This window comes from Streptomyces sp. Mut1 (assembly GCF_030719295.1).
GTDB lineage: Bacteria > Actinomycetota > Actinomycetes > Streptomycetales > Streptomycetaceae > Streptomyces > Streptomyces castrisilvae.
In genome coordinates this window covers 1-11,634 of sequence record NZ_CP120999.1, presented here as the reverse complement: position 1 = coordinate 11,634, position 11,634 = coordinate 1, and the positions used below count along the sequence as shown (strand labels likewise).

At 67.7% G+C, this 11,634-nt stretch carries 8 protein-coding genes; 4 read left to right on the top strand and 4 right to left on the bottom strand.

Annotation, left to right across the window (positions count from 1 at the left end):
• Positions 1–69: 69 nt before the first annotated feature.
• From P8A18_RS34230 to P8A18_RS34215, 4 genes are all read left to right on the top strand, one after another.
• Positions 70–1,253 (top strand): IS3 family transposase gene (locus P8A18_RS34230; protein ID WP_306053333.1). Its coding sequence is split into 2 segments (ribosomal slippage): positions 70–357 and positions 360–1,253, totalling 1,182 coding nucleotides; the frame shifts between segments, so codons are not numbered across the junction.
• Between the two features lie 486 nt (positions 1,254–1,739).
• Entirely contained in the window at positions 1,740–2,360 is a 621-nt protein-coding gene (locus P8A18_RS34225) for a hypothetical protein (protein ID WP_306061736.1), read from the top strand.
• A 496-nt stretch (positions 2,361–2,856) separates the two neighbouring features.
• Positions 2,857–4,008, top strand: a complete 1,152-nt coding sequence (locus P8A18_RS34220; protein WP_306061734.1) for a helix-turn-helix domain-containing protein — start codon at positions 2,857–2,859, stop codon at positions 4,006–4,008.
• Positions 4,009–4,068: 60 nt separating this feature from the next.
• Complete coding sequence (locus P8A18_RS34215; protein ID WP_306061732.1) at positions 4,069–4,899, top strand: hypothetical protein; 831 nt, start codon at positions 4,069–4,071, stop codon at positions 4,897–4,899.
• An 85-nt stretch (positions 4,900–4,984) separates the two neighbouring features.
• On the opposite strand, the gene P8A18_RS34210 is transcribed toward P8A18_RS34215, so the two are convergent.
• The 4 genes from P8A18_RS34210 to P8A18_RS34195 all read right to left on the bottom strand — a co-directional run.
• The gene (locus P8A18_RS34210; RefSeq protein ID WP_306061730.1) at positions 4,985–5,242 is read right to left on the bottom strand and encodes a hypothetical protein; all 258 of its coding nucleotides are present in this window, start codon (positions 5,240–5,242) and stop codon (positions 4,985–4,987) included.
• A 3-nt stretch (positions 5,243–5,245) separates the two neighbouring features.
• Positions 5,246–8,170, bottom strand: coding sequence for a Helicase associated domain protein (locus P8A18_RS34205; protein ID WP_306061728.1), 2,925 nt, complete (start codon positions 8,168–8,170; stop codon positions 5,246–5,248).
• 178 nt (positions 8,171–8,348) lie between these two features.
• Positions 8,349–11,021, bottom strand: coding sequence for a DEAD/DEAH box helicase (locus P8A18_RS34200; RefSeq protein ID WP_306061726.1), 2,673 nt, complete (start codon positions 11,019–11,021; stop codon positions 8,349–8,351).
• Between the two features lie 52 nt (positions 11,022–11,073).
• On the bottom strand, positions 11,074–11,634 hold a 561-nt coding region (locus P8A18_RS34195), incomplete at its 5' end, for a hypothetical protein (protein ID WP_306061724.1).

The window sequence follows — 11,634 nt, the reverse complement described above, 5'->3', positions numbered from 1 at the left end:
TGGGGACTGCTGCACGGATAGGTGACACCTGACCTGGCTTGCTGAGAGGCGGCCTGGAAGGATGTTGCAGTGCCCAAGCCGTATCCGAAAGAGTTCCGCGAGGACGTCGTGCGGGTCGCACGCAACCGCGAGCCCGGCGTCACGCTGGAACAGATCGCCGCCGACTTCGGCGTCCACCCGATCACGTTGTCGAAGTGGCTGCGCCGCGCCGACACCGACGAGGGCGGCGCCAAGCCCGCGCCGGTGTCGGGTGAGTCGGCCGAGCTGCGCGAGGCCCGTAAGCGCATCCGGCTCCTGGAGCAGGAGAACGAGGTACTGCGCAGGGCTGCGGCGTATCTGTCGCAGGCGAACCTGCCGTCAAAATGATGTACCCGCTCGTCCGCGAGCTGGCCGCCGCCGCTGCCCCTGACCGGGTGCCGGTGGCGGTGACGTGCCGGGTGCTCAATCTGGCCCGCCAGCCCTACTACCGGTGGCTGGCTTCACCGGTCACCGACACCGAGAGGGCCGAGGCATACCGGGCCGACGCCCTGTTCGACGCGCATCGCGACGACCCGGAGTTCGGACACCGTTTCCTGGCCGACGAGGCCCGGGCGGCCGGTGAGGCCATGGCCGAGCGGACCGCCTGGCGGATCTGCCGCGACAACCGCTGGTGGAGCGCGTTCGGCAAACGCCGAGGCCGAGGCAAGAACACCAAGGCCGGCCCGCCGGTCCACGACGACCGGGTCCGGCGGGACTTCACTGCTGCCGGGCCGAACCGGCTGTGGCTGACGGACATCACCGAGCACGCCACCGGCGAGGGCAAGCTCTACCTGTGCGCGGTCAAGGACGTGTACTCCAGCCGCATCGTGGGCTACTCCATCGACGCCCGGATGAAGTCCAGCCTTGCCGTCAAAGCCCTGGAATCCGCCGTCGCCCGCCGCGGCCAGGTCGCTGGATGCATCGTGCATTCCGACCGAGGGTCGCAATTTCGTTCCCGGAGGTTCGTTGCCGTTCTCGCACGTCACAGCATGATCGGATCGATGGGCAGAGTCGGTGCCGCCGGCGACAACGCGGCCATGGAAAGCTTCTTCGCGCTGCTGCAGAAGAACGTCCTCGACCGCCGCACCTGGGCCACCCGCCAGGAACTGCGGATCGCCATCGTCACCTGGATCGAGCGCACCTACCACCGACGCCGGCGTCAGAAACGCCTGGCCCGATTGACCCCCATCGAGTACGAAGCCATCATGACCCCACCCGCAGCCCTGGCTGCATAGAACCCGCTGTCACCTACGCGTGCAGCAGTCCCGCTCCGAGTACGACGCGTACGGCAACGTCTCCTCCATCGGCTGGGCTGCCTGAGCCCGGCATACGCTGTGTGCCTGGCGTCTCAGCTGTCTGACCAGTGCCCGAGGGCGACAGGTGATCGCCGCTGGATTCGAACAAACTGGGCGTGTTCCCTGCTCGCAGGTTGTCCGCTTTTTCGAAGCTGGTTCCCCGGACCGGAGGGCGTGGATTTATGGGGCTTTGGGGCGAGAGAGTGGCCGAGTGAAGATTCCACTCCACTACATCTTGGGGGCCATCGTGGTTGGCCTCGTCGCCGCGTTGATCTCCATGGTCCTCTCCCAGGCCAGTCATGACCCCCTTGTCCCCGCGGTTCGTACGGCTTCGGGCACGTTCGGTGTCACCACGACGCTCGGCCTTTTGGTCGGCGGCCTCTGGCCCGGTGCGAGGTCGTCGTGAACACGTACTGGACCGGAGGTATGAGCGTTGAGCCCGCGCACCATGACGGTGATCAACCCTGGTACGAGGAAGCACTGGTATCAGTGGCGGGACGGCTGTTTCCTCCTCGATTCCGTATCAGCCTGCGGTGCGCCGCCACAAAGATCGAGATGTGCACCGCGGTGGAAGTCGAACAGGGCGGGTTCATCGAGCCGGACAACGCGACCTCCGTTGCCGGGCTCTCCTCCGGCGTGGAGAAGGACTACGTCCGGGCCTCCGCCCGCAAGCTCGCGCTGCCGCTCGCGCTCGCAACGATGCCCGATGACGCATTCGAACAGTCATCGCAGGGCTGGACGTGGGCAGTCGCTGGCTGGTCGCCAGGCAGCACGATGCGCACAAGCCCGGCGGACAGCCGACAGACCGCACTGTTGGAGGAGCTCCGGCGCCGCTGCGGGCCCAAGTGGTGGTCCATCTACCTACCCCGGATCGAGAAGACGGCAGAGATCGTTTGGGAGGCACCTGCCGACTGGCCTACCCGGCGCGTGATCACGGCGTTGGTCTGCCCAGCCACCCACGTAGGGCGGACACAGGCGTACGCCGACCTGCAGGCCGCACGAGAAATCGGACTCTTGCCACCCTCCGAGGATATGAAAGCGCGCTGAGCTGCACCGGGCGCCCGTCTCTTACCGGCTGGGAAGAGACGAGGACTGAACGCGGTGCTGAACGAACTCGATCGACTCTCCGAACCACTGCCCTAGCTCGGTGTCGACCTATCGGTGTAATCCTCCCTCGCAGCGCTGCGCCGCCCCTACGTTCCTCGATGGCCCGTCAGGCATGTTCACCCCGGCGCCGCGGGCCCGCTGAGGGCGACGAGCAGCCGGCCCGGCCACCGGTCCTGCATCACGTCTGTTGGCCGGGTGGGATCCCGCCCGGCGGGCCGGGACGCCGGGGCGCCCGGTTCTGTCCTGTGAGAATGCGATCCGCCTGCGGCGTTGGCTGCCGCCTTGGGGGAACCGCCGGGAGGGAAACTTGCTCGATCTTCGAGCTTGCTTAACCAAGGAAACATGAGCAGTAGAGTTAACTTGCCTGCAAATGGAGCTTGCTTAGTTAAGGAAAGTTCCCCAACCAGGCAAGTTGTCACTTTAAGTAACCATTGGAGTGGATGTGGACCTGAAAAGTGACGGAGAGGAGTCGGCTAGGCAACTCTTCGATACGGGCCTGGAGCGGTTGCGCGGTCTCTTCGGCGAGGGCTGGACGGTTGAGGCGGCCCCCGGCCATCAGCAGGATGCTACTGACTGGTACACGGACCGCGTCATCGAGATCCGCTCCACCGATCTGGGCCACACCACCCGGTACGTGGTGGACCTGAAGTCCTCACTCACGCCTCGCACCGTCAACACCGAGCTCCTGAGCAAGCTGCACCTGGTCCGTCAGGTGAACTCGTTCACCTCGCTGATGGTCATGGCTCCCTGGATCTCTCCCAAGACCCAGGATCTCCTGCGCGCCCACGGCATCAGCTACCTGGACCTGACCCGCAACGTCTGGATCCGGGCGGACCGTCCGGCCATTTTCATCTACACCGAGGGCCAGATGCGAGCCCCGCGCAGCGCCTCGCCGTCCTCGTCGGCGGTGACCTTGTCGGGCTCGAAGGCCGAACGCCTGGTGCGCATCCTGGCGGACGTAAGGCCGCCCTACCGTGCCAGCGACCTTGCCGAGGCGACCGGGCTCAGCCTCGCCTATGTCTCCCGGCTTCTGGGGGCCCTCGAGGACCAGCTTCTGATCCGGCGCGATGGTCGCACCATCCACACGGTCAACTGGCAGGGGCTGCTGCGCGCCCGGGCAGAGCATTCCCACTTGCTCAACCTGAATCCCTATAGCGGCTTCATCGCTCCCAACGGCATCGACTACCTGCTCAACCAGCTCCGCAACGCCTTCGCCTCCCGCCACCTCATCGCCATCACCGGCTCCTACGCCGCACGGGAGGTGGCTCCGCTGTCCGTCGGCGGGCAACTCATGGTCTACATCCGCCCTGACCACTTCTCCGACGAACTCGTGGACCATCTGGGGCTTCTTGAGGTGAAGCAGCAGGCTGACGTGCTCTTCCTCGATGCCCACGACCCCGTGGTCTTCTGGAATTCCCGCACTGTCGGCGGCCTGCGGCATGTGGCACTCAGCCAGCTCGCCCTCGACTGTCTCAGCGGTCCCGGACGTCTACCGGCCGAAGGCGAAGCAGTCCTGGAGAGAATGGCCGCCCACGAACAGTGGAGGAACTTGGACATTCACACGATCAAGGACTGGAAGGCCGCCTAAGCTCAGCTGTCCTGTGCAGTCAGCAAGGGTGGGGAGACAATGGCCATAGTTCCTGAAGGCGTGGATGCCCAGCAGCTCCACGTAGTTGCGCGCCGGGTCCTCCTGGACGGACTGACCGCCCTCAGCGACCAGCTCGACGCCCTGACCGTCGTCGGCGCGCAGGCCGTATACCTGCGCACACCCGAGGCCGCCCTGCGGACCTCTCCCTTCACCTCCGACGGCGACATCAGCATTGACCCCGACCGCCTGCTGAATGCCCCGCTTCTCGATCAAGCGCTCCAGGAGGCGGGCTTCGAGCTGCTGCGTAACAACCAGCCCGGCTTGTGGGCGCGGACTCAGCAGATCGGCGACCGCGAGGTTCCGGTCGAGTTCGACCTGCTCATGGCCAAGGGACTGGCCCCCAGAATCGGCAGTCGCAGCGTCAAGATCCCCCCGCACGGTGTGATGTCAGCGCGATGGGTCCCGGGCCTGGAAGTCGCTGCCGTCGACCGCTCACCCATGGCCATCACAAGCCTCGAGGCGTCCGACACCCGAGCGGTCACCGTGAACGTCGCCGGCCCCGCCGCCCTCCTTGTGGCCAAGGCCTTCAAAATCAACGACCGCCTGAAGCAAGCGGATGACCGCCCCGCACGCCTCACCAACAAGGATGCCGGCGACGTCCTGCGCATCATCCGAGCCATCCCCGTGGCTCAGGTCGCAGCCATTTTTGCCAGCCTGAGCGACGATCCCCGAGTCGGCGAGATCACCCGGGAAGGCCTGCAGCTCCTCCAAGACATTTTCGGTGGACCCACCACACCCGGCGTCGACATGGCAGTACAGGCCCTCAGCGGTGACCTGCCCGAATCCACAGTTCGAGCCCTCGCGCCGGCCTACGTCTCCCGCTTGACGTGACGCAGCGGAACCGGCTGCGCTGACGGCGCGGCCTTACCTCTTCGTTGCTGTCCCCGCCAGAGCCTTCAGGCTCAACACCGCGATCTCATCCGGTGATGCCGATGCGGGTGAGGAGGCGTTGTTGGTGAGGGTGGAGGGTGTGCCGGCGGGTGCGTTGCTGCGCGGCCCAGCGTTGGAGTGCGTCGGGGACGGGTTCGTTCCTGCTGATAGTGGCGCGGTATTGCTGCCAGGTGCGGTGCCAGGTGTAGGGCCAGGGTGGGTTCCACCACGGGTCCAGGACGGTGAGTTCTTGCAGGGTGTGGGCGGACAGCTGGCCTGAGCGGGCTTTGCCGCGCTGCTGCACGAGCTAGCGTCCAAGGGGAAAACCATCCTGGTAGGTATGGATGGATACCGCGAGGTGCCCGTGCAGGGTGGCGTAAGCGCGGGCGTGGGGTAGGCCCTCGCCTGGCGGGTAGCGGCGTGCCGTCCGGACCGGCGTGGGCACGGCGGCAGGGCCAGCGGTGCCGAGGGCGGCAAGGAGTTGCTGTTGGGCGGGGTGGAGGCTGTCCCACAGCTGTGCCTGTGTCCTGATCCAGCGGCGTTCGGTCCTGGTCAGGGCGTTGCTGTCGGTGGCGGCGCGGGCCCGGTGGTAGGCGCGTTGCCAGGTGAGGGGCCAGGACGGGTTCCAGTAGGGGTCGAGGGCGTTGAGCGCGGCGAGGCGGGAGGGCTCGATGCGCCCGTCGGCGGCGCGTTGGCGCTGGCGCAGTAGCCAGCTTCCCAGGGGCTGGCCGTTGTGGCGGGTGCGGTCGGTCACGGCCAGGTTCCCGTGCTCGGCCGCGTAGCTACGAGCCTGCGCCAGCCCGATCTCCCCCAGGGCGGGAGTGGTGAGGGACGCGGTGACGGTGCTGGCGGTGGCAGCGGTGATACCGATGTCGGCGAGAAGGTTCTGCTGCGCGGGAAGCAGGACATCGTGCCGGGCGCACTGCCGACGCAACCACGCCATCAGCGGATCTTCATCCTCGTCCCGGCCGCCGGGCCTGGCGTGCTGGCCGGGCAGGAGCAGCCTGCCCTCCTGCCACAGCGTGCGGGCCTGTTGGTAGTGGCGCTGCCACGGGAAGTGCCATGGCGGGTTCCACCAGGGGTCCAGCTCAGTCAGGTGCAGCCCGGGCGGCCAGGTGGTTCCCGTCGTCCGCAGGTGGCGGCGTTCCTTGCTGCGCTGTGCTACCAGCCAGCGGCCCAGCGGATATTCCTCATGCACATAGTCGAAGGGCAGCGCCAAGTGCCGGTATGCCGCGGCGAAGGAACGGGCGCTGGCTAAGCCGGCTGAGCCACCCAGCCGTGCTGCGGCCTGGCTGGCGGCCTTGGCCTCCTCTGCCGTCATGGGGACTTTGCCGGCTTCCTCAGCTGTGATGCCGATACCGGCCAGCAGGCACTGCTGATCACGCTGCAGACTTCCGTACACGGCGCACTGGTGCGACAGCCACAGCGCGGACTCCGCTTCGAGGCCCGGAAAGCCACGCAGCGCATTCAGTGCGTGTCCGTCCTGCACCAGCCAACGGACCTGTGCGAAGGATCTCTGCCATGACAGCGGCCAGGGCGGATTCCACCACGGGTCGACGGCAGCAAGCGCGCGGGAGCGCTCGGTGGGCCTTGCAGCCCGTTGCGCCTTACTGCGCTGGGCCCCCAGCCAGGCCCCCAGCGGATACCCATCGTGCACCGCCCCTTTACCGGAGACCGCCAGGTGGCCATGCTTGGCGGCATAGACCCGGGCGTGCGCCAACCCTGTCTCGAAACGTGCCCGCATGCTGGCCCGCCGCGGCTGAGCAGTACGGGCGGCTTCAGCCGTGACGCCGATGTCCGCCAGCAGACGCTGCTGCTCAGGATGGAGAGCCTCGTACTGGGTGCACTGCAGATACAGCCACTCACCGTTCAGCACAGCGGTCCCGGCAAATCCTGCGGCTGCATCCGGCCAACCGTCCACGGCGGCGTGATCGCGCGCCCGGTAGTACGAGCGCTGCCACTGCACCGACCAGGGAACGTTCCACCACGGGTCCAAAGCCGTCAGCACCCGGACACGATCCGGCGACAGCGCCCAGGCCCTGGTCTGCACATTGTGCAGCCATTCCCCAAGCCGGAAGGACCCCACCATGGTGTCCTTCTGAACAGCAAGGTTCCCGTGTTCGCGCACGTACTGACCCGCATGCGCCAAGCCGGCCGTGAAGGACTCATCCGACTGCCGGTTGAGCCCCCGCCGTCTCTTGCCCTCCACCTTCTGCCCGCCGTCCCCGACAGACATCCGCGCGGCGAGCTCGTCAACCAGCGGAAGTAGACGGTGCGCCGGAGCGACCGCCCACAGCGCCTGCTCCCCATGCCCGGTGCGACGCGGCGGCCGCACGCACTGATACGCCCAAGCGAATAAAGGCCCCGACGTCTCATCCGCCAACTGCTCCCTGTACCAGGAGCGCCGCACACAGCGCGCAACCGCCGAAAGCAGCACTGGCAAATCAGCCAGCCGAAACGGCAGATGTCCCCGCGCGTCCGCGATCAGGCACTGCCGGAACGCGTCATCAGCCAGCAGCGTGGCGAGCGCAACCGTCTCCGGATACGTAACCAACTCCCGCGCCAGGACCCGCCACACCTCCGGATCCATCCGCCCACTGCCCAAGCTCCGCAGCCGAGAAGACCACACGTGTTCCCGCGACCACGCCTGCCACCACCACGAGGCAGTCACCGCTGCAGCCACCTCGAACGCCTCCACAGCCACCGAGGAACGACGCAGCAACCTCGCATGACGACGATGGGCCTGCACCCACTGCTCGCCCCCCGTCGGCAACCTCACCACTCGGCCGGCCGTGCCCGGCACCTGCATCAGCCACCGACGGTGCAGCGCGCACACCCGCTGCTGCGGTTCTAAATACAAGCGCGCGCACTCGGCGCGCCCGGCTGATTGCGCCGCGCACTCCGGACACGCCGGCCCCCAGGGCACAACCTTCTCCGCAGTGTGATGAAACTGCGCCGCTGGCCCTGAGGCGAACCGCTTTCGAGGCTCCTCCTGTTCCCAGGCAGGCAGCGCCCGCCGCAGATGACGCTCCGGCACTCGGCACAACTGAGATACCCGATCCCGAGCCTGCCGGTTCAGATAAACCTCACTGTCCAGCCGCGTCTGACCGGTGATGTTCGACAGCCCGCCTACCTCAGCGATTGCCGCCAGCAGATCCCTGAGCCTCACGCCATAGCGTGCAGCCACCCGACTCAGAAACGACTGCGTCATCTCGCCTTGCAGCGGTGCCACCCGCCACACCCCACCTGCGAGGGAAACCACCCCCGCCTCTAACGGCGCCAACTTCCGATTTCCGCCGCCCATACCCCACCCGGTCTGTTGATCTGCAACTCCCATAACCGTCAATCGGCCTCACCCGTTATGGGGCCACCAGCCACGGGTCGACGGAAAAACTGCAAACCCCGGCCTCCTATGCCCACTCCATGCCCAGCTCCCGGAGGGCGTCGAGTTGTTCGGCGGTGAGTTTGTCCCGGCGTTGTTTCTGGTTGGAGTACCAGATCCCCAAGGCCAGATCGTGCTCCTGGCCGTCGATGACGATCTTCTCTCGGTGGGTCCGCTTCACCGTGGACTCGCCCTCCCGTGCGACGTACTGGGCGAGGGCGGTCAGGCCGCGCTGGAACGCCTGCTGCGCCTTGCCCGGCTTCGTCGCGCGGGTGGCAGCTGTGGCCGGAGATGGCGGCTGGATGGGCTTCAAGCCCAGCTGGGACAGCCGTTCCTGTTGCGCGGTGGACAGCTGCGCCCAGGTGACCGCCTTGCGTTGCCGTGCCAGCCATTTGCCTAGATCGTCGCCGTCGAAGGCCACGCCGGGTGCGATGTCGGGCAGGTGGCCGTCGGCGTCGACGAGGTCGGCGAGGACGCGGTAGTGGCGTTGCCAGTCCAGCGGCCACGGGCAGTCCCAGTCCGGGTCGATCTCCGTCAGCTGCGCCGCGCGCCGGCGGGCCCGTTCCGCGTCCTTCCCGAGGCCGCCCTTGCGGCGGAGGTTGGCGAGGTGCTGCCCGATGGGCACCATCGCCTCACCCTCGCCTTCGCCCCACACGGCGTCCTGACGGGGTGCGAGGTGTCCCATGGCGCGCCGGTAGGACCGGAGCGCGGCGAGTTTGTTCTCCCAGGCTTCCTCGCCCGGCTCCCAGACCATCCCGGCTTCGGGCGCGTCCAGCAGGGTCTTGCGCCGCTCCTCCAGTTCCCCGGCCCGTAGCGCCTTCCGCTGCTGATGGACCCATCGGCCAAGCGGAAATGCCTTCGTGGCTCCCACCTCGATCTCGATGTCGTAGGGAACGGCGTAGAGGCCGGTGATCTCGTTCTCCTTCCGCCAGCGGATCAGCGCCTGGTAGCCCTCCAGCCACACCAGGGACTCGGGCCGGTAGACCCGGGTGCGGAGGAAGGCTGCGATGGTTGCCGGGTCTCGTGGGCTGGAGAAGTGGAGCAGGGCCGCTTCGGCGGCGGCCTGCGTGTCGTCGTCCTCCTCCTCCTGGTCCTCGCCGTCGCCCGCGCCGCCGGCCCCGACGATCTGCCCGTCCTCGTCCCGCCGGACGTGGATCTTGCGCTTGCCGCTCGTGAGCGCACGGGAGGCGAGCTGCTCGACAAGTCGATCATCATGACTGCGGAGCCCCTGGAGGATGGCGACAAGGGGGCGGAACGAGGCACTGGCGACCATGTCGGTCGGGTCCTCGTTCGGCTCCAGGAACACCGGCACGATGATCCTGGCGACCTTGGTGCTGCCGTCCTTGTTGAGCCGGAGCGCGCGACCGATGTTCTGCACGATCTCTACCTGGGAGCCGCGGGTGTCCGCGAAGCAGATCGAGTCGACTCCCCGCTCGCCGGTGATGTCCACGCCCTCTCCGAGGACGCGAACGCTGGCGAGGAAGGCACGGTGGACCCGGCGTCCGGCCGCGTCGATGCCGTTGGCGAACTGGCGCAGTGCCTCGCGCCGCTCGGAGACGAGGTGGTCGCCGCACAGCCACGCCGACCACACGCGGTCCGGGGGGACGTGGCGGCCGGCCTCCAGCTCGTAGAACTCCGCGTCGATGGAGGACTTCGGCAGCTTGTCGGCGGCAGCCAGATCGGCGTCGGAGGCGTCGTTCAGGTACAGCGCGGCAGCGGTCTCGGGCAGCTTGTCCGCGAACGTTCGGGCCTCTTCGACCTTCTGGTGGAACGTCATGACCGTACGCAGGTTGTACGCCGCGGCGTGCTCCAGGAGCGCGGTCTGCAACAGGGCCAGGCGCCGGCCCCGCCGCGCCTCCTCCGACTCCCCGAGAACGGGGGAGGGGTCGCGGATCTCCAGGACGTCGATCTCGAACCCGGCGAGGATCTCCCGCTCGATCGCCTCAGACAGCCCGAGCTCCGCGAGCCACGCGCCGTACGTCCCGTCCGGGTCGTCGGCCATGCTCGCGATCTCCGCCTCCTGGCCGCCTGCGCCCCTCTGCGGGCGGGGAGCGGCCAGGATGCGCGGGGTCGCGGTCAGGTACAGCCGGAAGTCCGCCGGGATGCGGGCGTTGTCGTGGATCGCCGCCCACGGCCGCGCCAGCTCACCAGCCGTTCCATGAGCCTCGTCCACGATCGTGAGGTCGAACGGGTCCATCTGCTGCCCGTAGAGCCGCTCACCGCCCGCCAGAGCGGCCTCCAGTGGCCCGCGGACCTTCCCCTGGCCCGTGGTTGCGGTGATGTCCTCGCGGTCCACGAGGGAGGCGTACGTGGCGAGCACGACCACGGGCCCGGTCCCGGCCCACAGGGCGAGCTGAATCGGGTTCGTAGTGGTGCGCACCCCCAGCGAGTTGAGGACCGCGTCGTTCTCCAGGGAGCACACCGCGACCATCGGCGCCCGGTGGCCCACCGCCCGCCATGCCTGTGCGGTCTGCGCGAGCAGGTCCAGCGTCGGCACGGTGACGAGGATCCGGCCGTCCGGGAACGACTCCAGTGCGCATGCGGCGGCTGTGATCGTCTTGCCGGAGCCGGTCGCGGACACGATGGTGCCCCGGGCGCCCTGCGGTGGCACGGATGATCTTGCAGGAAATCCGACCCACTTCCGGAAGGCGTTCCTTTGATCAACCTGGTGCTCTCGAAGCCGGATGGAGCTCTTCAGCATGCCCGTTTCTCGCATTTCGTCTGTTCAGCCGGATCCGGAATGATGACGGGCCTTACCAGCCGTACTCGGGCGGGCCGATGAGGTCCTGTCCGACGGTGCGGGCAAGGTGACGTGCTCTGTCCTCGTCACCGGGATGGACATGGACGTAGACCGTGTGGCCCGCCACGGGTTCGTGGTTCGCGTCGATGTTGAAGCAGGCCTGGACACCCGTGCGTGCGTGCTCGGGCCCGAGGCCGAGCTCCGGTACCGCCGGCCATGTGAGCGCCATCCACGCGAGCTGCCCCCACACCGCAGAACCCAGCACTGTCACAGCCCTGGAGAGAGTCTCTCCCTCCAGGAGGTCCTCCGCATCAAGCTGCAGGGGCAGCAGCCCGGCCAATGCTGCAACGTCACTGGGCAGATCGGCGCCCCGAAAGTCGGAGCCGCCATGGGAGAACCACGCGCCCGGGAAGAGGTCCCGGGCCGCCAGCACACCGGCGACGTCACGCAGCTCCGCATCGAAATATCCGGTCTTGCCTTCCTGGCGATCGCCACACCGGACCAGCTCGGAAGCCACACAAGTAACGCTCGCCACATCGAAGGACCGATAGATCGGATAAGCCTGTGCGTTACC

What these genes read in the sequence shown, in the direction of transcription:
- P8A18_RS34200 (WP_306061726.1), bottom strand. Translation starts at nt 11,021, where the DNA reads ATGCTGAAGAGCTCCATCCGGCTTCGAGAGCACCAGGTTGATCAAAGG.
- P8A18_RS34225 (WP_306061736.1), top strand. Translation starts at nt 1,740, where the DNA reads ATGAGCGTTGAGCCCGCGCACCATGACGGTGATCAACCCTGGTACGAG.